Origin of the sequence: Actinomycetospora sp., assembly GCF_036497585.1 — a bacterium.
GTDB lineage: Bacteria > Actinomycetota > Actinomycetes > Mycobacteriales > Pseudonocardiaceae > Actinomycetospora.
This window is the reverse complement of record NZ_DASXJD010000252.1, coordinates 16,669-37,363: the sequence shown is the minus strand read 5'-3', so window position 1 is coordinate 37,363 and position 20,695 is coordinate 16,669. Positions and strand designations below refer to the sequence as shown.

The window sequence follows — 20,695 nt, the reverse complement described above, 5'->3', positions numbered from 1 at the left end:
CCGTCGTCGGGCATGTGGTCGGTGAGGTTGGGGTGGGGCCAGTCGGTGCCCCAGAGCACCCGGTCGCCGAACTCGGCGACCACGCGGCGGGCGAAGGGCACGACGTCGCGGTAGGCGTCCCGCTCGCCGTCGAGGGCGGGCGGGCCGGAGACGCTCAGGCGCTCCGGACAGCTGACCTTGACCCAGACCTCGTGGCGGTCGACGAAGCGCAGGAAGTGCGAGAACGCGGTGCCGTCGACGTCGCGGGTGACGTCGGGGCGGCCCATGTGGTCGACGACCAGCGGGACGGGCATCGCGCCGACGACGCCCTCGAGCTCGTCGAGGTCGGCGGCCTCGAAGTAGATCACCGCGTGCCAGCCGAGCGGGGCGATCTTCTCCGCGACGACGGCGAGGTCCTGGGCGGGCGAGGTCTCGACGAGCCGCTTGAGGAAGTTGAATCGCACCCCCCGGACGCCGGCCTCGTGCAGCGCGGCGAGCTCGGCGTCGGTGATGTCCGGGCGCACCGTCGCGACGCCCCGGGCGCGCCCGTCCGCGGCGCGCACCGCGTCGACCATCGCGCGGTTGTCGGCGCCGTGGCAGGTCGCCTGGACGATCACGGAGCGGCTCACGCCGAGGTGGTCGTGCAGCGCGACGAGCTCGTCGCGCCCGGCGTCGGTCGGGGTGTACTTGCGCTCGGGGGCGTAGGGGAAGACGGCGCCGGGTCCGAAGACGTGGCAGTGCGCGTCGACGGCGCCCGGGGGCAGGGCGAAGGTCGGGCTCGACGGGTGGCGGTGGTGGTCGAGCCACCCCGGTGTCGGCGTGAAGCCCACGGAGTTCCTCCCGACGTCGCTGGGGTCGGTCCTGGTGTGGGGCCCGGCTGACTCTCCATGGACACCACGATCGGCGCAAGTATTGTTGACAATCTTGGTGGCGTTCTCGTCGGGTACTCTGCGGCCAGTCGGACGAGGAGGTGGAGATGAGCGCGGTGACCTCAGCCGCGGGCGGGACCGAGGATGTCGTCGACCTCGTCCGCACGGCGATCCACCAGGGCGAGTTCGCGCCGAACCAGCGCCTCGTCGAGGCCGACCTCTCCGTCCAGTTCGGGGCCAGCCGTGCCGCGGTGCGCACCGCCCTGGTCCAGCTCGCCGCCGAGGGCCTCGTCGAGCGGGTGCAGAACCGCGGCGCCCGGGTGCGCGCGGTCTCCCTGGACGAGGCGATCGAGATCTGCGAGGTCCGGATGGTCGTCGAGGGCCTCTGCGCCGCGAAGGCCGCCGAGCGTGCCACCGAGGACGACCTCGCCCTGCTCCGGGAGATCACGGCCGACATGCGCCGGGCCGTCGAGGGCGGGGACGTCTTCGCCTACTCGGAGCTCAACCGGCGCCTGCACGCCGCCGTCCGGGCCACGGGCGGCCAGCGGGTGGCCGACGGGGTGCTGGAGCGGCTGCGCGGCCAGAACGTGCGCCACCAGTTCCGGCTCGCGCTGCTCCCCGGGCGCGCGTCGGTGTCGCTGCCCCAGCACCTCGAGATCGTCGACGCCATCTGCGCCCGCGATCCCGAGCGGGCCGAGGCGGCCATGCGCGCCCACCTGGCCAGCGTCATCGAGACGCTGCCGCAGGTGGGCTCGTCGCCGGTGCGCTGAGCCCCATCCCGGAGCGAGCGAGCGGTCCGTCCGGGCGCATAGAAGCCGCGAGAGTGCCGCTCGCTCCTCGGGGTGGGGGCGGCGCTCACGGCGAGAGGTCCTCCAGGGCGCGGTTGCGGGCGCGCGGGGTGAACTGCGCGATCACCGCCGCGACGATGAGGGAGCTCGACACCAGCACGAGGGCGGGCAGCGGGGCGAGCCGCGGCACGAGCGGGGCGATGACGAGCACCCCGGCCGCGCCGCCGAGGACGCCCAGACCGTCGACCAGGCCGAAGCCGGCCGAGCGCACCCGGGTCGGGAAGCTCTCGGCGGAGAGCGCGAACGTCGGCGGCACCCACACGTTGAAGCCGAAGAACACCAGGAACGACCCGACGAACGCCCACGCGATGCTCTGTCCGAGCACGGCGACGACGATCCCGCCGACCATCGTCATGACCGCCGCCACCGGGAGCCACGCCCGGCGCTCGAGGGCCTCGGAGAACCGCGCGGAGAACAGGGCCTGCACGAGGAACCCGAGCCCGCCGACGGCCGAGATCATCCCGGCGACCGGCGCGGTGAAGTGCAGCCCGGTGAGGATCGCCGTCGAGCCGGTCGAGTAGCCGAAGACCGTGGCGTAGCCGAAGAACCACATGAGGGTCAGCAGCACGAGCCGGCGCCGGTAGAGCGGGGCGGCGACGATCTCGCGCAGCGCCACCGTCGGGTCGGCGCTCGCGACGACCTCGGGGGCCGGTTCGGGGTCGGGGAGCGGGCCGCGACGGCGGGCGCGCCGCTCCAGTCCCGCGACGACCCGCTCGGCGTCGTCGACCCGCCCGTGCTGCAGCAGCCAGCGGGGTGACTCCGGCAGCCGCGTCACCGCGCCCAGGGCGGCCAGCGCGACGACGGCGGCGAGCGCGTAGATCCAGCGCCACCCGTCGTCGAGCACGCCGCCGAGCGCGATCGGCAGTCCGGCCGGGAAGGGTGCCCCCGGGGTGGTGAGCAGGAGGCCGAGCCCGATACCCAGGGTGGCGCCGAGGGCGCAGAGCACGAACGTCGTCGCGGTGTAGGCCGCGCGGGCCCGGGCCGGGGCCACCTCGCCGATGTAGGTGTTGCCGACCGAGAGCAGCGTGCCCATCGCGACGCCGGTGACCGCCCGGGCGACGACGAACAGCGCGTAGCCGCCGCTCACCGCGGTGAGCAGCGAGCCGACCAGCGCGAACGCCAGCCCCAGGAGCATGATCGGCCGCCGGCCCCGCCGGTCCGAGAGCGGCGCGACGGCGAGGCCGCCGACCATGTAGCCGAGCAGGTAGAGCACGACGGGCAGGGCGAGGAAGCCGTCGGCGCTCGCCTCGGTGCAGCCCGGCACGATCCGGGTGCAGGTCTGGATGAACGACACGTTGATGTCGAAGTTGCAGAAGAACACGACGAAGAGCGCGAGGCCGGTGATCCCGGTCGCCGCCCAGGACACCGCGCGGCGTGGCAGGCGGTCGAGGCGCGCGGTGAGGTCGCCGGTCGCCCGCTCGGTGCTCGTCATCGTCGTCTCCCGCTCGTCCGGTCCGGGTTCAGGGCGCGGTGACCGTAGGCACACCGAGGCTTCGTCGACAAGAAGGATGACGAGATTGTTGACAATCGTCGCCGTCGCAGCGACGCTCGGGGGGGCAGCCGACGCAGCCGAGACGAGGAGGGACCCCGCATGAGGACGGTGGTCGTGACCGACCCGCCGCGCGCGGACGCCGAGGACGCCGCGGCGCTGGGGAAGTACGGGGTCGCGACGGTGCACGAGGCGCTGGGCCGGGTCGGCTACCTCGGACCGCAGCTGCGGCCGGCCTGGCCGGGCGCGCGCGCCGGCGGCACCGCGGTCACCGTCGTGTGCTGGCCGGGGGACAACCTCATGATCCACGTCGCCGTCGAGCAGTGCCGCCCCGGCGACGTCCTCGTCGTCACCACCACCTCACCGAGCACCGACGGCCTCTTCGGCGAGCTCTTCGCCACCGCGCTGGCCCAGCGGGGCGTCCGGGGCGTCGTCCTGGACTGCGGGGTGCGTGACGTCGCCGAGCTGCGCGAGATGGGGTTCCCGGCCTGGTCGCGCGCCGTCAGCGCCCAGGGCTCGGTCAAGGCGACACCGGGCGCGGTCAACGTCCCGGTGGTCGTGGGCGGGCAGGTGGTCCACCCCGGTGACGTCGTGCTGGGTGACGACGACGGCGTCGCGGTCGTGCCCCGCGCGGACGTCGGCCGGGCGCTCGCCGCGGCCGCGGCCCGCGTCGAGAAGGAGGACGCGACCCGCGCCGCGTTCCGGGACGGGGAGCTCGGGCTCGACCGCTACGGCCTGCGGGAGCGCCTCAGCGGTCTCGGGATCGAGTACGTGACGCAGGCCGAGTACGAGGGGGGTCCCCGATGAGCGACGACGACGCCGGCGTCCGCACGACGATGCTGCGCGGCGGGACGTCGCGGGGCCTGTTCTTCGAGGCCGCCGACCTGCCCGCCGACCCGGCCGCCCGCGACGACCTGCTGCTCCGGCTGATGGGCACCCCCGACCCCCGCCAGATCGACGGTCTGGGCGGCGCGACGTCGCTCACGAGCAAGGTCGCGGTGGTCGGGCCTTCCGAGCACGCCGACGCCGACGTCGACTACCTGTTCCTGCAGCTCGGCGTGGCCGAGCCGACGGTCTCCGACGCGCAGAACTGCGGCAACATCCTCGCCGGGGTCGGCCCGTTCGCGATCGAGCGCGGCCTCGTCGCCGCCGCCGATCCGCGCACCGACGTCCGCATCCGCATGGTCAACTCCGACAGCGTCGCGGTCGCCACCGTCCCCACCCCCGACGGGCGGGTGACCTACCGCGGTGACGTCGTGATCGCGGGCGTCCCCGGCACCGCGGCCGGCATCACGCTGGCCTTCACCGACACCGAGGGCTCGGCCACGGGCGCGCTGCTGCCGACCGGCACCGTGCGCGACACCGTCGACGGCGTCGAGGTCACCTGCGTCGACAACGGCATGCCGGTGGTGCTCGCGCTCGCCTCGACGTTCGGCCTGACCGGGCACGAGACCCACGAGGAGCTCGCCGCCGACACGTCGCTGGGCGAGCGGATCGACGCGTTCCGCACGAAGGCCGGCGCGCTCATGGGGCTCGGCGACGTCTCGGGCTCGTCGGTGCCGAAGACGGTGCTGCTCGCCCCGCCCGCCGACGGCGGCCAGGTGGTGACCCGCTCGTTCATCCCGGTCGCCCCGCACACCGCCATCGGGGTGCTCGCCGCGGTCAGCGTCGTCACCGGGATGCTGCTGCCCGGCTCCGTCGGTCACGACCTCACCGCCGCCTGGCCCGACTCCAGCCGCGTCGACGTCGAGCACCCGACGGGGCACTTCCTGGTCGACGTCGAGGTCGACACCGACGTGACCCCGCCCCGGGTCGTGCGCTCCGGGGTCGTGCGCACCGCCCGCAAGCTCTTCGACGGCACCGCCTTCCCCCGGCCGGTGGCCTTCGGCCACGTGAGCACTAGTCCGCCGGATAGCACGGATTAGTGCTCACAAGGCCGGAGGCCACCTCCTCAACCCACCTTCCCGGAGAACCCCCCATGCCTCCCATGCACGAGGTCGCCCACCTCGCGCACCTCGAGCTGCGCACCCCGGTGCTCGACGAGTCCGCCGCGTTCTTCACCGACTACCTCGGCCTCACCGTGACCGACGAGGCGGGCGGCTCGGTGTTCCTGCGCGCCTTCGACGACTACGAGCAGACCACGATCAAGCTCACCGCCCACGAGACCTCGGGCATCGGGCGCACCAGCCTGCGCGCCGCGAGCCCCGAGGCCCTCACGCGGCGGGTCGCCGCGATCGAGGCGACCGGGCGTGGGCGGGGCTGGGTCGACGGCGACCCCGGGACCGGGCCCACCTACCTGTTCACCGACCCCGACGGGCACGAGTTCGGGCTGTACTACGAGTCGCGGTGGTACCGGGCGCCCGCCGAGCTCGCGCCGTCGCTCAAGAACCAGGCCCAGGCCTACCCGGCGCGCGGTGTCTGCGTCCGCCGCCTCGACCACGTGAACTACCTCGGCGTCGACGTCGTCGCCAACCGCGACCAGCTGCGCGACACCCTCGGCGCGATGGTCACCGAGCAGATAGTGCTCGACGACTCCTCGATCGCGGGGAGCTGGACGACCTTCACCAACAAGGGCTACGACGCCGTCTACACCCGCGACCGCACCGGCACCCCCGGCCGGCTGCACCACATCGCGTTCGCCGTCGACAGCCGGGCCGACATCCTGCGCGCGGCCGACATCGCCATCGACCAGGGTGTGTTCATCGAGACCGGCCCGCACAAGCACGCCATCCAGCAGACTGTGTTCCTCTACGTCTACGAGCCCGCCGGCAACCGCATCGAGCTGTGCAACGCCGGCGCCCGCCTCGTCCTCGCGCCCGATTGGGAGCCCGTCGACTGGACCGAGGCCGAGCGGGCGAAGGGCCAGGCCTGGGGGCTGCAGACCATCGAGTCGTTCCACACCCACGGCACACCCCCCGTCGCCGAGACCACCGTGGCGACCCCGTGAGCGCCCCGCTGACGGTGGCGCTGCTCGGGCTGGGCGAGGCGGGCGGCGAGATCGCGCGCGACCTCGCCGCCGCCGGCGCCGACGTCCGCGGCTACGACCCGAAGGTGGCGCCGCCGCCCGGGGTCGACCCCCGCACCGACGAGGCCGACGCGGTCCGCGACGCCGAGCTGGTGCTGTCCGCGAACAGCTCTCACGACGCCGCCGTCGCGCTCGCCAACGCGCTCCCCGGCCTGCGTCCCGGGACCGTGTTCGCCGACCTCAACACGGCCTCGCCAGGCGTGAAGGCAGGGCTGGTGACGACGGCGGGTGGGGCGGCCGACGTCGTCGACGTCGCGCTGATGTCCCCGGTGCCCGGGAAGGGGCTGCGGACCCCGATGCTGGTCTCCGGGCCGGCTTCGGACCGCTACGCCGCGATGCTCACACCCCTCGGCGCGCAGGTGACCGTCCAGCCGGGACCCGCCGGTACCGCGATCTCCCGCAAGCTGCTGCGCAGCGTCTTCTACAAGGGCCTGGCGGCAGCAGTGGTCGAGGCCCTCGAGGGTGCCCGTGCCGCGGGCTGCGAGGACTGGCTGGCCGGCAACGTCTCCGCCGAGCTCGCGGGCTTCGACGAGCACGCCATCGACCGCCTGGTCGACAGCACCCACCGCCACGCCCGCCGTCGCACGGACGAGATGGCGGCGGCCGCCGAGCAGCTGCGCGAGCTCGGCGTCGAGCCCCGCGTCGCGACCGCCGCCCACGACCTGCTCGCCGCGCTCCGTGACCAGGGAGACCCCGCGTGATCATCGACTGCCACGGCCACTACACCACCGCGCCGGCCGCGCACACCGCCTGGCGCGAGGCGCAGACCGCCGCGTTCGACGCGGGCGAGCCGCCGCCGCGCTACCCGGACATCTCCGACGACGAGATCCGGGAGAGCATCGAGGGCAGCCAGCTGCCGCTCATGGCCGAGCGCGGGATCGACCTGACGATCTTCTCGCCGCGCGCGTCAGCGATGGGCCACCACCGCGGCGACGAGGCGGTCAGCGCGAGCTGGACCCGGGCCTGCAACGACCTCGTCGCCCGGGTCGTCGAGCTGTTCCCGGAGCACTACGCCGGGGTGTGCCAGCTCCCGCAGTCCCCGGGCGTGCCGATCGAGCACTCGGTCGCCGAGCTGCGCCGGTGCGTGGACGAGCTGGGGTTCGTGGGCTGCAACCTCAACCCCGACCCCTCGGGCGGGCACTGGACCGCGGCGCCGCTGACCGACCGCTCCTGGTACCCCTTCTACGAGGCCATGATCGAGCTCGACCTCCCGGCGATGGTCCACGTCTCGGCGGTGACCAACCCGAACTTCCACGCCACCGGCTCGCACTACCTCAACGCCGACACCACCGCGTTCATGCAGCTCGTGCAGGCCGACCTGTTCCGCGACCTGCCCGAGCTGCGGCTGGTCATCCCGCACGGCGGGGGAGCGGTGCCCTACCACTGGGGCCGCTTCCGCGGGCTGGCCGACATGCTTGGGCGGCCGCCGGTCGAGGACGGGGTGATGGGCAATGTCTTCTTCGACACGTGCGTCTACCACCAGCCCGGCATCGACCTGCTGTTCGAGGTCATCGAGACCGACAACGTCCTGTTCGGCTCGGAGATGGTGGGCGCGGTGCGGGGCATCGACCCGCGCACCGGGAACCACTTCGACGACACCCGCCGCTACGTCGACGCGGTCAAGCTCGAGGCGCCGGACCGCGACAAGGTCTACGAGCACAACGCCCGGCGGGTCTACCCGCGCCTGGACCGGCGACTGCGCGACCAGGGCCGCTGAGCCGGTCTCCCCGGGTGGGCCCGCGCCCACGGGGTACCTCCGGCGCATGTCGCGTCGTCGTTCCTCCACGTCCTGGATCCCCCGCGTGCTCGGGGTGGCCACCGCCGCCTACAGCGTCGCGATCATCGCGAAGCCCGAGCTGTTCGCCCGCCCGACGAAGCTGGCGGACGACCGGTCGGAGATCCCGCGCGGCACCGCCATCGGCATCCGCGCCCTCGGCGGCCGGGACCTCGCCTCCGGGCTGGCCATGGCGTTCGCGCCGGAGGGGACGCCGCTGCGCACCGCGGTCGCGGTCCGGGTGGGGTCCGACGTCGTCGACCTCGTCCTGCTGGGAACGACGCTGCCGGACCGGGATGCGCGGCTGAAGGCCGCCGCGGTCGCCGCCGGCTGGGGGGCGCTGTGCGCCGTGGGGCTGTGGGCCGCGTGACCTGGGCTCAGGCGGTGGTCTGGTCCGCCGGCTCGACCTCGGGAGCGGGCTCGACCCGCAGGTGGTAGACACCGGCTCCGGCGGCGAGCGGGTGCAGGTCGTAGTGGTGCACGACCTTCGGACCGTCGTGGAGGTGGGTGTGGGTCACCGTGGGCAGCGGGGCGCCGTGGCGTGCCTCCCGGACCTCGACGCGGCCGTCGAGCGGGCCGCCGAGATAGAGCAGCACGGCGTCCTCCGAGTCGTGGTCGTCGGACATGGGCTGCCTCCCCGAGGTCTCGCGGTTGCCGAACAGGGTAGGTCGGAGGTCGCGGGCGCGCTGCGTCCGTCCGGGGTCAACTCGTGACGTCCGGTGAGCGCAAGCCCACGGATGGTGGTCGGGCGGATCTCGACGAGCAGGTGTCCGGCTGGACCGCGCCGGGCACGGCGCCGCTCGTCGGCGAGGTGACGCTGCTGCTCGCCGACGACATCCACCGGGCGTGGTCGCAGGCCGACGAGGAGGCGCCGCCGTTCTGGGCCTTCGCCTGGGCGGGTGGGCAGGCCCTCGCGCGGCACGTGCTCGACCACCCGCAGGTCGTGCGCGGCCGCCGGGTGCTCGACCTCGCCACCGGCTCCGGGATCGTCGCCATCGCCGCCGCCCGGGCCGGGGCGCTGCACGTCGTCGCCTCCGACTCCGATGCCCGCGCGCGGGTCGCCGCCCGCCGCAACGCCGCGCTGAACGGGGTCAGCCTCGACGTCGTCGGGGACCTGGTGGGCCAGGACGCGGACGAGGTCGAGCTCGACGTCGACGTCGTGCTCGCCGGGGACGTGTTCTACGAGCAGCCGATGGCGCGGCTCATGGCGGAGTTCCTCGACGAGGCCGCCGGGGCGGGTGTCGAGGTGCTCGTCGGGGACCCCGGGCGGGAGTACCTGCCCCGCCGGCGCGTCGAGGCGCTGGCGGTCTACGACGTGCCCGGCACCGCCGACCTCGAGGGCCGGGCCGTCACGCCGACGACGGTGCACCGGTTGCGCTGAGCGCCGCGGCTCCGGCCCCGCCACCGCCCCCGCCCCCGCCCCCGCCCCCGCCCCCGCGGCAGCAACGGCACGTTCCTGGCGTCAGACGTCAGGACGGCGCCGGTCACGCATCGCCGAGCCCTCACGCGGGGACACCTGCTCGCAACGTGATCGCGCACCACCGGAAATGGTTGCGCACAACCATTGACCGCGAGAGCCCGACCACGCGACGCGAAAGGCCGACCGTGCCCGACCTCTTCTCCCCGTTCACCCTCAAGGGCGTCACGCTGCGCAACCGCATCGGGATGTCGCCGATGACCATGCACGCGTCCGTCGACGGCGCGATGAACGACTACCACGTGATGTACCTCGGGGCCCGGGGCCCGGGGCGCGGGCGGCTTCGGGCTGGTGTTCCCGGAGCAGATCGCGATCGTCCCCGAGGGCCGCACGACGGTGGACTGCGCCGGCATCTGGTCCGACGACCAGATCGAGGGCCACGCCCGCGTCACCGGGATCATCCGGCGCCAGGGCGGCGTCGCGGGCATCCAGCTCGACCACACCGGCCGCAAGGGCAGCGAGGTGGCCGCGCACGGGCAGGTCGGCGAGTACGGGCCCGGCGCCCAGCTCCCGCCGGACCCCCCCGCGGCTGGCAGACCTCCGGCCCGTCGAACATCCCCTACGGCGGCGACCACCCCTTCGCGCTGGCGCGCTCGTGCGTGTGTTTCCGTGCCATGGCACGGAAACACACGCACACTCCGGCCCGCCCCGGTGATCACCTCTAGGGTTCCCGACGTCGGGTGTGCGTGCGTTTCCGTGCTCCAGGGCGGAAACGCACGCACGAGGCCGGAGGCCGAAGGAGACGCATGCGCGCGGTGCAGGTGAGCAAGCTCGAGGGACCTGAGGCCCTCGAGGTCGTCGACGTCGACGAGCCGGTCGCGGGGCCGGACCAGGTGCTCATCGACGTCGAGGCGGCAGGCGTGGTCTTCCCCGACCTCCTGCTCAGCCGCGGCGAGTACCAGATGCGCCCGGAGCTGCCGTTCGTGCTCGGCTCCGAGGTCGCCGGGACCGTCCGCACCGCCCCGGACGGTTCGGGCTTCTCCCCGGGCGACCGGGTCGCGGCGCTGTGCGTCCTCGGCGGCTTCGCCGAGCGCGCCGTCGCACCGGTCGACCAGACCTTCCCCCTGCCCGACTCGGTGTCCGCCGACGTCGGCGCGGGGCTGCCGATGAACTACCTCACCGCGCACTTCGTGCTGGGCCAGCGCGGCCGGCTCGCCGAGGGCGAGACGGTGCTCGTACACGGAGCGGCGGGCGGGGTCGGGATCGCGTGCATCCAGTTCGCGAAGGCGCACGGCGCCACGGTGATCGCGGTCGTGTCCACCGAGGGCAAGGCCGAGGTCGCGCGGGCAGCCGGCGCCGACCACGCCGTCCTGGTGGAGGGGTTCAAGGACGCCGCCCTGGAGATCACCGGGAAGCAGGGCGTCGACATCGTCGTGGACCCGGTCGGCGGCGACCGGTTCACCGACTCGCTGCGCAGCCTGCGCCGCGGCGGGCGGCTCCTCGTCGTCGGGTTCACCGCGGGGGAGATCCCGACGGTGAAGGTGAACCGGCTGCTGCTGCGCAACACCGAGGTCGTCGGCGCGGCCTGGGGCGAGTGGGCGTGGGGCACCCCCGGGTTCATGGCGGCGCAGTGGGAGGAGCTGCGCGACGACATCGCCGCGGGCCGGCTCGCCCCGCCGATCAGCGCCACCTACCCGCTGGCCCGGACGGCGGCCGCGGTCGGCGAGCTCGCGGAACGGCGGGTCACGGGCAAGGTCGTGGTTCGTCCTCAGGAGTGAGTCGCGGCGTCCGCATTCTGTATAAGGTGCGCTCCGACGGCCACCAGGAGGCTCCCGTGCTCGCCCACTCCCGCACCGGCAGCGGGGAACCGCTGATCCTCGTCCACGGCGTGACCCACCGCCGCGAGGCCTGGGACACGGTGACGCCCTACCTCGAGAACGAGCACGAGGTGATCGCCGTCGACCTGCCCGGTCACGGCGAGTCGGCCGACGTCGAGCCCGATTTCGACGGTTCGTCCGCGCCCCTCGTCGAGGCGGTGGAGGGCCTCGTCCGGGATCTGGGGCTCGAACGGCCGCACGTCGCGGGCAACTCGCTCGGCGGCCTCATCGCGCTCGAACTGGCCGCGCGCGGCAGCGTCGCGTCGGCGACCGCGCTCTCCCCGGCCGGGTTCTGGTCGCCCGTCGGCCGCCTGTGGGCCCGCGGGGTGCTCAGCGGCGCGTCGAAGGCGCTGCAGGCGATGTCCCGCGAGCAGCTCGACCGGGTCCTGTCCGGTACCGCCGGACGCGTCGCCCTGACCGGGCTGATCATGGCCCACCCCGGGCGGCAGGACCCCGCGGTGCTCTCCCGTGACCTGCAGGGTCTGGCCCGGCCGCGGGAGGGTTTCGCGACGATGATGGCGGGTCTCGACCGCTGGACCACCCCGCGCCGCTCCGACGTCCCCACCATGGTCGCGTGGGGCAACCGCGACTACCTCCTGCCGCGGGCCCAGATCCGCCGGCTGCGCACCGTGCTGCCCGACGCCCACGTCGTCGTGCTCCCCGGCTGCGGTCACATCCCGATGGCGGACGACCCGGCGCTCGTCGCCGAGGTGATCCTCGGCAACGCCCGCCTCGCGCGAGGACGGGCATGGCACACGAGTACCGCCTGACCGTCGCCTGGCACGACGACCGCGGCACCGTCGACTACCGCTCCTACACCCGCGACCACGTGGTCTCCGCGGTTGGCAAGCCCTCGCTCGACGGGTCCTCCGACCGCGCGTTCCGCGGGGACCCGGCGCGGTGGAACCCCGAGGAGCTCCTGGTCGCGGCGCTCTCGCAGTGCCACCTGCTGAGCTTCCTGCACGCGGCCGCCGACGCCGGCGTCGTCGTCACCGCCTACACCGACCACCCGGCGGGCCGGATGACCAAGGACGACGACGGCGGGTGGTCGTTCGCCTCGGTGGTCCTGCACCCCGAGGTGACGGTCGCGGGCGCCGCCGCCGACCTCGGGCCGCTGCACCACCGAGCGCACGAGGACTGCTTCATCGCGCGCTCGGTGGCGTTCCCGGTGACGGTCGAACCGGTGGTCCAGGAGCGGTGACTCAGTAGCCGCCCGAGGAGTACGAGTCGCCGGACGCGGCCGGGGCGGGGGCAGCAGCGCCGCCCGTGCCGTCGGCGTCCGCAGCGCCCGGCTTCGCGGCCGGGGCAGGGGCCGCAGCCGGGGCCGTCCCGCCGGCGGCGGGGGCGTTGGGCGCCACCGCCTTGCCCTCCGGGTTGAGCGCCTTCCACGTGCCGCCGACGCCGTTGCCGGTGGTGTCACCGGCCTTGGCGTCCTTGGCATACCGGTACAGCGGCCAGCCGTTGAGGGTCATCTGCTTGGTGCCGTCGGGCCGGTCGACGGTGCCGACCTTGTCCGGGTTGACGCCCTTGAGCCACGGGGTGTCGTTGGCCAGCACCGGCGGCCAGGCCGTCGCGCAGGCGCCGGTGCAGGTCGCGGCGGAGGGCTTGTTCGAGTCCTTGGTGTACTCGTAGACGGTGTAGCCGTCGCTGGTGGCGACGAGGCCGAGCGGCGTCTCGCGGGTCGCGAGGTTCGGGCCGGAAAGCGTGGTGGCGGCCACCGGGACGCTCGCCGCGGGAGCGGCGGCCTTGGTCGACCCGGCGCCCCACTGGGCGATCGCGACGTAGCCGGCCGCCCCGGCGACGACAGCGCCCGCGGCGATCAGCGCGAGGAGAATGCGACGCTTCCCGCGGCCGGTGCCCGTGCGGCGGTCACCGCGCCGGTGGCCGGAGCCGACGGGCAGGGGGCCGCTGGGGTGGCCGTCGCGGGGGTCGTACCCGGCCGGCGCGTACCCGGCCGGCGCGTACCCGGCGGCCTCGTAACCGGCGGGCGCCGCCTCGTAGGCGGTGGGCTCGTAGCGGGGGGCCTCGGCGGGCTGGTGCCGCACGGTCGGCTCGGCCGCCTGCCGGGCGGTCGGTCCGGTGGCCGGCCAGCCGCCCGTCCGCGGTGCCGCCGCCTGGGGTCCGGAGTACGGCCCGACGGCGGGCCGGGCGCCGGTGCGCGGGGCGGCCGGGACGGGCCCGGACCAGGGCGCCGACGGCTGCGGGCCCGACCAGGGGGCCTGCGGGCCGGCCGCGGCGTCGGCGTGCCGGCCGGCCGTGTCACGGGGGACCGGGATGCCGAACTCCGGGCGCGGGTCCTGCTGCAGGTCGGGGCGCATGGACGAGAACCTCCGGTGATGGGGAGCGGTGCCCGTCGCGGCGTCGGGGGTGCCGCGATGAGCGCGACGACGACGGTAGGGAAGGCCACATCACCCGGAGCCGGACCTGAGAGCGTGACCGCCCGGAGGCCGCGCAGGGGGCCTCGTCGTGCGGTCAACGGCGCAGCACTGAGCCGTCGGTCGGCCGAGGCTGCTCCGAATGCGGACCCCGGCCTTCAGGTAGGTCGCGGCCGCAGCGGCCGTCACAGAAGATCCCCGGAACGGGTGAGCCGGGCGTCGCGCGCCTAACGGTGGGCGGGACCACGACGAGTTCCCTCTCATCGGCGACTCCTTCGCCGCGGGCACGACCATCGGCGGCGCGCACGGGTAGGGCTTCCCGCGGATGGTCGCGGCCCGGGTCGGCTGGCGCGTCGAGACCACCGCGGTCAGCGGGACGGGGTATGTCGCCCACCCGCCCGGGACGCTCCCGTACGACGCCGGGCAGGTCGACCGGATGGAGGCCGCCCACCCCGCGGTGCTGGTGGTCGAGGGCTCGCAGAACGACCGGTTCGCCGACCCGCGGACCGTCGGACCGGCCGCGACCGCGCCTACGCGCACCTGCGCCGCGCGCTCCCGCGGACCAGCACCGTCGTCGTGGGGCCGGTCCCGTCGAACTCGGGCCAGGCCGCGACCATGACCGAGCTGGGCCGGGTGGTCGGCGCGGCGGCCCGGGCAGCGGGGCTGCCGTACGTCGACGCGATCGCCGAGGGTTGGTTCACCGACGCCCAGGCCTCGCTCATCGGGGCCGACCACATCCACCCGACGTGGGCCGGGCACGCCCGCATCGCCGACCTGCTCGGTGCCGACCTCACCCACCTCGCGATGCTGCCCGCGGCCCGGACATGACGAAGGCCCTGGTCACCATGGGTGACCAGGGCCTGGTGGTGGGCGATACTGGGATTGAACCAGTGGCCTCTACCGTGTCAAGGTAGCGCTCTCCCACTGAGCTAATCGCCCGAGGCGGAGGCGGGAATCGAACCCGCGTACAGGGCTTTGCAGGCCCTTGCCTAAACCACTCGGCCACTCCGCCGGGAGTTCGGAGTCAGTGATCCCGGTCGAACCTGTGGGCCCGACGCCGAGGGGCCTGCCTCCCGAGCGGACGACGGGACTCGAACCCGCGACCCTCACCTTGGCAAGGTGATGCGCTACCAACTGCGCTACGTCCGCATGTCATCGGTGAGAACGCTCGGTGACGTCCCCTTGCCGACGACCGAAACTCTACTGCATCGCGCGCGCCCCCCGGCGAAGGGGGGTCGAAGATCAGGAGGGGTCGGTGGACAGCAGCAGCCCCAGCGCGTGCTCGAGGTCGAGCCAGTCGTCCTCGGCGCCCGGCTCGATCACCTCGTGGGTCCGCTGGAGGAACTCCGAGACCTCGCGGGAGAGCGCGCGGAAGGTCGCGTGGCCCGATGGCGAGGAGAGCTCGATCTCCACGGTCTCGCCCTCGGCGGGGCGGATGCGGACGTCGCCGTCGCCGGCGGTGTCGATGAGCCCCTCGGTGAGGAGGTCCCGCGAGAAGACCCACTCGACCCAGCCGGCGCGCCCCGTCCTGAAGGCGGCCTGCACGGCGTAGGGGTCGCGCGTGTCGTAACGGAGCTCCACCTGCACCGGGACCGGCGGGTTCGGCGGTCCGATCAGGTCGAAGACCGCCGTGGAGCGGATCGTGACGTGGTCGTTGTGCATTCGAAGGCTGCCTTTCGCGCACGCTGCTGTCGAAGTGGGGAACGACCGGCGGCCGGGCCTGTGACGCTGGTTCACCCGCCTCACGCACCGAGTGCATCGTAGGAGTACCCGGTCGAGGGCCTTACATGGTCCGGTTCCGTAACGACGCACCCTCCCCGCCGGAGCGGCTCGGGGGCCCCAGGAGCACTAGCCTGGGCTGCGTCTTACCCGCACACGCGACGATGAGGCAGGAGAGAGCCGTGTCGGACGCCTCGCAGCGCGGTGCCGAGGTGGCTGCACAGCGTGACGACGGGGCCGAGAACGGTGTGACCGACGCCACACTCCTCGAGGCCGTGGCGGCGCGGTCGCCGCGCTCGCTCGAGGAGTTCTACGACCGCTTCTCCCGGCGCGCCTACTCCCTCGCCCGCCGCGTCTGCGTCGACGAGGCCCTCGCGGAGGACGTGCTGCAGGAGGTGTTCCTGCTGGTCTGGCGCCAGCCCGACCGGTACGACCCGGCGCGCGGCACCGTCGCCGTCTGGCTCATGACGCTGGTCCACCACCGGGCCGTGGACGCGGTGCGCCGCGAGGCGACCCGTCGTCGCCACACCGTCCCGCCGGGTGAGGAGGGTGACGAGTGGCTCCCGCCGGCACCGGGCGCCGACGACGCCGCGCTCGACGCCGTCGTCGCCGGGCACGTCCGCCGGGCGCTCGGCTCGCTGCCGACCGAGCAGCGGGAGGCGCTCACGCTCTCCTACTTCGGGGGGTTCACCCAGCGTGAGGTCGCGAGCATCGCCGGTATCCCGCTCGGGACGGTGAAGTCGCGGATGTTCACCGCGGTCCGCACGCTGCGTGGGCTGCTCGAGGGACACGTGGACCGGGGCGACCGCAGCGCGGGGGAGGGGTCGTCGTGAGCGCCCCGCTGCCCGCCTCCCCGCACGGCCACCCCGAGCTCGCCGTCGCCTGGGTGCTGCACGGCCTCGAGCCCGACGAGGCGGCCCTCTTCGCGGTGCACCTCGCCGAGTGCCCCGCGTGCCGGCGCATCGTCGCGGAGACCGAGGAGGTGACGACGCTGCTGGGGTCGGCGGTGGAGCCGGTCGACCCGCCGACGTCGCTGCGGGACCGGATCCTCGCGGAGGCGGCTCCCGCTGATGACGGCGAAGCGTCGTTGCTGGCGTCCGTTGACAGCAAGGCCCCCTCGTCCGAGGGCGTTGTCCCGCTCCGGCGTCCCGAGCGCGGGGGCTGGATCCGTCGCACCACCGCGCTGCTCGCCGTCGCGGCCGTGCTCGCCCTCGTCGTCGCGGTCGGCGTGCTCATCGCCGCCAACCGGTCGCTCGCCGAGCAGCGCGACGCCGCGGCGGCCGAGGCGGCCCGGGGCGCCGAGGTCACCCAGGTCATGGACGCCGCCTCGCAGCCCGGCGTACCGCACGCGGTGCTCGCCACGCCCCAGGGCGAGTTCGTGGGCCTCGTCGTCGACCGCGGTCACGGGCCCGAGATGCTCGCCTCCGGGCTCGCGCCCAACGACCCGGACCACACCTACGTCCTCTGGGGACTCGCGGGCGGGACGCCGGTGGGGTTGACCGCGTTCGGTATGTCCGGTTCGGGTCCCGTCGTGCAGTCCGTACCCTCGGTGGAGGCGGCCGGACCGTTCGCCGGGTTCGCGGTCTCCCTCGAGCCCGGCCACACCGTGCCCGCCACACCGACGCAGGTCGTCGCGAGCGGTCGGACGGCGGGCTGACCGCCCCGGGTCAGACCGGCGCCCGCCGGCCGATGCCCCAGGACAGGCGATGACCCCCCCACAGGCCACCCCCGACCGCACCGTGCCCGACGACGAGCCCGGCCCGCTGCACGACGGCCGGCTGCAGCGGGTCCGCGTCCGGCTCCGCGCGTTCCGGGCCCGGGTGAAGGCGCGCCCGTGGTGGAACCTCGCGTGGCGGATCGCGATCGGGGTGCTCGGCACGGCGGTGCTGGTGCTCGGGCTGATCGCGATCCCGTACCCGGGGCCGGGCTGGCTGATCGTCTTCGCGGGTCTGGGGATCCTCGCGACGGAGTTCACGTGGGCGGGGCGCCTGCTGCGGTTCGTGCGCCGGTACTACGACCGCTGGGTGGCGTGGGTGCGTCGCCAGAATCGGGTCGTGCAGGCGTTGCTGGGGCTGGCGACGCTGGCCGTGGTCCTGACGACGCTGTGGCTGCTCGACGCCCTGTGGCTCGTCGCGCGGCTCGTGGGCCTCGGTCACTGGACCTGGCTGCACAGCCCGATCATGGCGTGAGTTAGGCTGGCCGGCGCTGCGGGCGATTAGCTCAGGGGGAGAGCGCTTCGTTCACACCGAAGAGGTCACTGGTTCGATCCCAGTATCGCCCACGCAGAAAGGCCCTGGTCAGAGGCTCGTGAGAGCCACCGGCCAGGGCCTTCGCCGTTCCCGAACATGATCCATGCAGCAGAAATGCAGCAGCGGACATCGGTGCTCGTCCTCCTCGTCGTCGGTCAGGGCGGCGAGGATGCGGCTCGTGTCGGCTGTCCTCCTCGTGTAGAGGTCGCGACCTCACCGAGCAGACCTGCGCGGACGAGCGACGGCCGCCAGACCCGGAGGCGGACGAGTGTGCGGCGCAGCGGCTTCCCGACGGCGTCGGGGAAGACAAGGCCGTGATCACCGAGCCTCGTAGTTCTCGAGGTGCTCGCGAAGCATCGGGACCAGCCGGTCGGGGAGGGCACCGTTCGCCGGCCCGCGCCCGTCCTCGGGTACGGCTTGAACGCCCCGGTGAGCGCACGCGCCTGGCCACCGGCGCGCTGCCCACGGGGCTCACCGCTCAGAGGCTGGAGGGCGCGGTGAGTTCGGCCACGAGTCCTTGGACCCGCTGGTCGATGTCGTCGCGGACGGGGCGGACCTGCTCGGCGGACAGGCCGGCGGGGTCGGGGAGCTGCCAGTCGAGGTAGCGCTTGCCGGGGAAGACGGGGCAGGCGTCGCCGCAGCCCATGGTGATCACGACGTCGGCGGCGTCGACGTCGTCGTCGCTGAGCTTGGTGGGGACCTCGTGGGAGAGGTCGATCCCGATCTCGGCCATCACCTCACGGACGGCGGGGTTGACCTCGTCGGCCGGTGTGGAGCCAGCGGAGCGAACGGCGACCTGGCCCGCGCCGTGGTGGGCGAGCAGGGCGGCGGCCATCTGGGAGCGCCCGGCGTTGTGCACGCACACGAACAGCACTTCGGGGACGTGGTCAGCCATGGCGGGTCTCCTCGAGCGCAGCGGTGGAGGGGAACAGGCGTCGACGCAGCGCGAGGGAGACGTAGACCAGGGCGACGAGGACGGGGACCTCGATGAGTGGGCCGACGACGCCGGCCAGGGCTTGGCCGCTGGTGGCGCCCCAGGTGGCGATGGCGACGGCGATGGCGAGTTCGAAGTCGTTGCCGGCGGCGGTGAACGCGAGCGTGGTGGTGCGCTGGTAGTTCAGTCCGGCGGCGCGGCCCAGGGCGTAGGACCCGGCCCACATGATCGCGAAGTAGGCCAGCAGGGGGAGCGCGATCCGGACGACGTCCAGGGGTGCGCTGGTGATCTGGCGCCCTTGCAGGGCGAAGAGCAGCACGATGGTGAACAGCAGCCCGTAGAGCGCCCATGGCCCGATGCGGGGCAGGAACCGGGACTCGTACCAGTCGCGGCCCTCGGCGCGTTCCCCGAGACGGCGCGTCAGGTAGCCGGCCACCAGCGGCACCCCGAGGAAGATCAGCACGGAGCGGACGATCGTCCACGGAGAGGCGTCGAGCCCGGTGGTGGGGAGGCCGAGCCAGCCCGGCAGGACCGAGAGGTAGAACCAGCCCAGCAGCCCGAACGCGATCACCTGGAACACCGAGTTGAGCGCGACCAGTACCGCGGCGGCTTCACGGTCGCCGCACGCGAGGTCGTTCCAGATGATGACTATCGCGATGCAGCGGGCGAGCCCGACCACGATCAGCCCGGTGCGGTACTCGGGCAGGTCGGGGAGCAGCAGCCAGGCCAGGGCGAACATCAGCGCGGGGCCGATGAGCCAGTTCAGGACCAGCGCGGTGACCAGCAGCCGGCGGTCGCCGGTGACGGTGTCGAGGCGGTCGTAGCGGACCTTGGCCAGCACCGGGTACATCATCACCAGCAGCCCGAGCGCGATCGGGATGCTGGTGCCGTCGATCGCGACCGCGTCGAGCCCGGTGGCCAGGCCGGGCACGAACCGGCCGGCGAGCAGGCCGAGGGCCATCGCGGCGAGAATCCACACCGGCAGGAACCGGTCGAGGGTGGAGAGTTTCCCGACCACCCGGGCCTCGGCCGGTGCTGTGGTCTCGGCGCTCACCGGTCCACCACGGGCAGGCTCGTGATGCCGTCGGGGATGATGCCGCTCGGGTCGTCCGGGGCCGCGGGCACGAGTACCGCGGAGACCTGCGCCAGCAGCTCGGGGTGCACCCGATAGTAGATCCAGGTGCCGCGCCGCTCGCCGGTGATCAGTCCGGCCTCGCGCAGCACCTTGAGGTGGTGGGAGATGGTCGGGCCGGACAGGTCGAACACGTCGGTCAGGTCGCACACGCAGGCCTCGCCTCCGGCGTGGGAGGCGATCAGCGAGAGCAGCCGCAGCCGCACCGGGTCGCCCATGGCCTTGAACACCCGCGCCAGCTCCACCGACTGATCGGCCGAGAGCGGCTGGCGGGCCAGCGGCGAGCAGCACCCCACGACCTCGGCGAGCTGGGCGAGGGACCTGCTCCTCACCGTCCTGCTGTTTCGACATACGTCTACCTTGACGCTTGTCGAAACAGAGCGCAAGGTGTGCTTCGGCAGTCATCGAAACAAGGAGCGTGTGATCGTGTCGCGTGTGCAGCTCGCATTGCGGGTCTCCGACCTCGAAGCATCCCTGAAGTTCTACTCGTCGCTGTTCGGCGTCGAGCCGGCCAAGCGCCGCCCCGGCTACGCCAACTTCGCCGTCGCCGAGCCGCCGCTCAAGCTGGTGCTCCTCGAAGGCGAGGCCGACAACCCGACCGTGATGGACCACCTCGGCGTCGAGGTCGAGACCACCGCCGAGGTCAACGACGCCACCGCGCGGCTCGACCAGCTCGGGTTGTTCCCCCAGGTCGAGGACGACACCACCTGCTGCTACGCCCGCCAGGACAAGGTCTGGGTGCATGGCCCCGGCAACGAGCCCTGGGAGGTCTACACCGTCAAGGAGGACTCGCCCGAATACGGCACCGACGGCCTCGTCGGCCAGCCCATCGGCTCGTGTGCAACTGCCGAGGACCGCGCCTGCTGCGGGGTTACGGCGTGCTGCACCGACGACCAGACGCCGGCCCAGGAGGGCACCACCCTCACCGAGGCCAAGACCGCCGCCGAGTGCGGATCTGTGGAGACCCCCACCGATCACCCAGCTGCGGTTTGAGCCCTGCCCCGGCGT

The 20,695-nt window shown here is 73.7% G+C and carries 25 protein-coding genes, 4 tRNA genes and 1 pseudogene; 19 read left to right on the top strand and 11 right to left on the bottom strand.

Annotated elements, in window-relative coordinates; all coding sequences use genetic code 11:
* On the bottom strand, positions 1 to 809 hold an 809-nt coding region (locus VGH76_RS26460), incomplete at its 3' end, for an amidohydrolase family protein (RefSeq protein ID WP_331559756.1).
* Positions 810 to 955: 146 nt separating this feature from the next.
* On the opposite strand from VGH76_RS26460, the gene VGH76_RS26455 reads away from it, so the two are divergent.
* The gene (locus tag VGH76_RS26455; RefSeq protein ID WP_331559755.1) at positions 956 to 1,618 is read left to right on the top strand and encodes a GntR family transcriptional regulator; all 663 of its coding nucleotides are present in this window, start codon (positions 956 to 958) and stop codon (positions 1,616 to 1,618) included.
* A gap of 85 nt (positions 1,619 to 1,703) precedes the next feature.
* Here the strand turns inward: VGH76_RS26455 and VGH76_RS26450 are convergent, their stop codons facing one another.
* A complete protein-coding gene (locus VGH76_RS26450) occupies positions 1,704 to 3,128 on the bottom strand; it encodes an MFS transporter (protein ID WP_331559754.1) in 1,425 nt (474 codons plus the stop codon).
* A gap of 159 nt (positions 3,129 to 3,287) precedes the next feature.
* On the opposite strand from VGH76_RS26450, the gene VGH76_RS26445 reads away from it, so the two are divergent.
* The 6 genes from VGH76_RS26445 to VGH76_RS26420 all read left to right on the top strand — a co-directional run bounded on the left by VGH76_RS26445 (position 3,288) and on the right by VGH76_RS26420 (position 8,354).
* A complete protein-coding gene (locus VGH76_RS26445) occupies positions 3,288 to 3,992 on the top strand; it encodes a 4-carboxy-4-hydroxy-2-oxoadipate aldolase/oxaloacetate decarboxylase (RefSeq protein WP_331559753.1) in 705 nt (234 codons plus the stop codon).
* Positions 3,989 to 5,110: a 4-oxalomesaconate tautomerase gene (locus VGH76_RS26440; RefSeq protein WP_331559752.1), complete on the top strand. Its 1,122-nt coding sequence runs from the start codon at positions 3,989 to 3,991 to the stop codon at positions 5,108 to 5,110. Before VGH76_RS26445 ends, VGH76_RS26440 begins: the two co-directional genes overlap by 4 nt.
* A gap of 62 nt (positions 5,111 to 5,172) precedes the next feature.
* Positions 5,173 to 6,132: a VOC family protein gene (locus tag VGH76_RS26435; protein ID WP_331559751.1), complete on the top strand. Its 960-nt coding sequence runs from the start codon at positions 5,173 to 5,175 to the stop codon at positions 6,130 to 6,132.
* Positions 6,129 to 6,911 carry an NAD(P)-dependent oxidoreductase gene (locus tag VGH76_RS26430; protein ID WP_331559750.1) on the top strand — a complete coding sequence of 261 codons (783 nt, stop codon included), beginning with the start codon at positions 6,129 to 6,131 and terminating at the stop codon, positions 6,909 to 6,911. Before VGH76_RS26435 ends, VGH76_RS26430 begins: the two co-directional genes overlap by 4 nt.
* Entirely contained in the window at positions 6,908 to 7,927 is a 1,020-nt protein-coding gene (locus VGH76_RS26425; protein WP_331559749.1) for an amidohydrolase family protein, read from the top strand. The genes VGH76_RS26430 and VGH76_RS26425 overlap by 4 nt, the downstream gene beginning before the upstream one ends.
* Before the next feature lie 85 nt (positions 7,928 to 8,012).
* Positions 8,013 to 8,354, top strand: coding sequence for a hypothetical protein (locus tag VGH76_RS26420; protein WP_331559748.1), 342 nt, complete (start codon positions 8,013 to 8,015; stop codon positions 8,352 to 8,354).
* Positions 8,355 to 8,361: 7 nt separating this feature from the next.
* On the opposite strand, the gene VGH76_RS26415 is transcribed toward VGH76_RS26420, so the two are convergent.
* Positions 8,362 to 8,610: a hypothetical protein gene (locus VGH76_RS26415; RefSeq protein WP_331559747.1), complete on the bottom strand. Its 249-nt coding sequence runs from the start codon at positions 8,608 to 8,610 to the stop codon at positions 8,362 to 8,364.
* Positions 8,611 to 8,693: 83 nt separating this feature from the next.
* Here VGH76_RS26415 and VGH76_RS26410 point away from each other — a divergent pair, with 83 nt between their 5' ends.
* From VGH76_RS26410 to VGH76_RS26390, 5 genes are all read left to right on the top strand, one after another.
* Positions 8,694 to 9,365 (top strand): class I SAM-dependent methyltransferase, encoded by a 672-nt coding sequence (locus VGH76_RS26410; protein ID WP_331559745.1) that lies wholly within the window; start codon positions 8,694 to 8,696, stop codon positions 9,363 to 9,365.
* A gap of 387 nt (positions 9,366 to 9,752) precedes the next feature.
* Positions 9,753 to 10,226, top strand: a complete 474-nt coding sequence (locus VGH76_RS26405) for a hypothetical protein (protein ID WP_331559744.1) — start codon at positions 9,753 to 9,755, stop codon at positions 10,224 to 10,226.
* Positions 10,208 to 11,179: an NADPH:quinone oxidoreductase family protein gene (locus VGH76_RS26400; protein ID WP_331559743.1), complete on the top strand. Its 972-nt coding sequence runs from the start codon at positions 10,208 to 10,210 to the stop codon at positions 11,177 to 11,179. Before VGH76_RS26405 ends, VGH76_RS26400 begins: the two co-directional genes overlap by 19 nt.
* A 26-nt stretch (positions 11,180 to 11,205) precedes the next feature.
* The gene (locus VGH76_RS26395; RefSeq protein WP_331559742.1) at positions 11,206 to 12,048 is read left to right on the top strand and encodes an alpha/beta fold hydrolase; all 843 of its coding nucleotides are present in this window, start codon (positions 11,206 to 11,208) and stop codon (positions 12,046 to 12,048) included.
* Complete coding sequence (locus tag VGH76_RS26390; RefSeq protein ID WP_331559741.1) at positions 12,027 to 12,479, top strand: OsmC family protein; 453 nt, start codon at positions 12,027 to 12,029, stop codon at positions 12,477 to 12,479. Before VGH76_RS26395 ends, VGH76_RS26390 begins: the two co-directional genes overlap by 22 nt.
* 1 nt (position 12,480) lies before the next feature.
* On the opposite strand, the gene VGH76_RS26385 is transcribed toward VGH76_RS26390, so the two are convergent.
* Positions 12,481 to 13,596: a hypothetical protein gene (locus VGH76_RS26385; RefSeq protein ID WP_331559740.1), complete on the bottom strand. Its 1,116-nt coding sequence runs from the start codon at positions 13,594 to 13,596 to the stop codon at positions 12,481 to 12,483.
* Between the two features lie 382 nt (positions 13,597 to 13,978).
* On the opposite strand from VGH76_RS26385, the gene VGH76_RS26380 reads away from it, so the two are divergent.
* Together VGH76_RS26380 and VGH76_RS26375 are read left to right on the top strand one after the other, a co-directional pair.
* Entirely contained in the window at positions 13,979 to 14,272 is a 294-nt protein-coding gene (locus VGH76_RS26380) for a hypothetical protein (protein ID WP_331559739.1), read from the top strand.
* Positions 14,269 to 14,481: a hypothetical protein gene (locus tag VGH76_RS26375; protein ID WP_331559738.1), complete on the top strand. Its 213-nt coding sequence runs from the start codon at positions 14,269 to 14,271 to the stop codon at positions 14,479 to 14,481. Before VGH76_RS26380 ends, VGH76_RS26375 begins: the two co-directional genes overlap by 4 nt.
* 36 nt (positions 14,482 to 14,517) lie before the next feature.
* Here the strand turns inward: VGH76_RS26375 and VGH76_RS26370 are convergent.
* The 4 genes from VGH76_RS26370 to VGH76_RS26355 all read right to left on the bottom strand — a co-directional run bounded on the left by VGH76_RS26370 (position 14,518) and on the right by VGH76_RS26355 (position 15,315).
* Positions 14,518 to 14,592: transfer RNA gene (locus tag VGH76_RS26370), tRNA-Val, on the bottom strand.
* 1 nt (position 14,593) lies between these two features.
* Positions 14,594 to 14,665: transfer RNA gene (locus VGH76_RS26365), tRNA-Cys, on the bottom strand.
* 64 nt (positions 14,666 to 14,729) lie between these two features.
* A tRNA-Gly gene (locus VGH76_RS26360) sits at positions 14,730 to 14,802 on the bottom strand.
* Between the two features lie 93 nt (positions 14,803 to 14,895).
* A complete protein-coding gene (locus VGH76_RS26355; protein ID WP_331559737.1) occupies positions 14,896 to 15,315 on the bottom strand; it encodes an SsgA family sporulation/cell division regulator in 420 nt (139 codons plus the stop codon).
* Between the two features lie 269 nt (positions 15,316 to 15,584).
* Here VGH76_RS26355 and VGH76_RS26350 point away from each other — a divergent pair, with 269 nt between their 5' ends.
* The 4 genes from VGH76_RS26350 (at position 15,585) to VGH76_RS26335 (ending at position 17,653) form a co-directional block, all read left to right on the top strand.
* A complete protein-coding gene (locus tag VGH76_RS26350; protein ID WP_331559736.1) occupies positions 15,585 to 16,205 on the top strand; it encodes an RNA polymerase sigma factor in 621 nt (206 codons plus the stop codon).
* Positions 16,202 to 17,029: an anti-sigma factor domain-containing protein gene (locus tag VGH76_RS26345; RefSeq protein WP_331559735.1), complete on the top strand. Its 828-nt coding sequence runs from the start codon at positions 16,202 to 16,204 to the stop codon at positions 17,027 to 17,029. Before VGH76_RS26350 ends, VGH76_RS26345 begins: the two co-directional genes overlap by 4 nt.
* 49 nt (positions 17,030 to 17,078) lie before the next feature.
* Complete coding sequence (locus VGH76_RS26340; protein WP_331559734.1) at positions 17,079 to 17,561, top strand: TIGR02611 family protein; 483 nt, start codon at positions 17,079 to 17,081, stop codon at positions 17,559 to 17,561.
* Between the two features lie 20 nt (positions 17,562 to 17,581).
* Positions 17,582 to 17,653 (top strand) — tRNA-Val (locus VGH76_RS26335).
* Positions 17,654 to 18,099: 446 nt separating this feature from the next.
* Here the strand turns inward: VGH76_RS26335 and VGH76_RS26330 are convergent.
* The 3 genes from VGH76_RS26330 to VGH76_RS26320 are packed head-to-tail and all read right to left on the bottom strand — an operon-like array spanning position 18,100 to position 20,019.
* Positions 18,100 to 18,516, bottom strand: coding sequence for an arsenate reductase ArsC (locus VGH76_RS26330; protein ID WP_331559733.1), 417 nt, complete (start codon positions 18,514 to 18,516; stop codon positions 18,100 to 18,102).
* Complete coding sequence (gene arsB, locus VGH76_RS26325) at positions 18,509 to 19,609, bottom strand: ACR3 family arsenite efflux transporter (protein WP_331559732.1); 1,101 nt, start codon at positions 19,607 to 19,609, stop codon at positions 18,509 to 18,511. Before arsB ends, VGH76_RS26330 begins: the two co-directional genes overlap by 8 nt.
* A complete protein-coding gene (locus VGH76_RS26320; protein WP_331559731.1) occupies positions 19,606 to 20,019 on the bottom strand; it encodes a metalloregulator ArsR/SmtB family transcription factor in 414 nt (137 codons plus the stop codon). The genes arsB and VGH76_RS26320 overlap by 4 nt, the downstream gene beginning before the upstream one ends.
* 94 nt (positions 20,020 to 20,113) lie before the next feature.
* Here VGH76_RS26320 and VGH76_RS26315 point away from each other — a divergent pair.
* Positions 20,114 to 20,530: pseudogene (locus tag VGH76_RS26315) on the top strand (ArsI/CadI family heavy metal resistance metalloenzyme); the annotation flags it as partial.
* Positions 20,531 to 20,695: the final 165 nt, after the last annotated feature.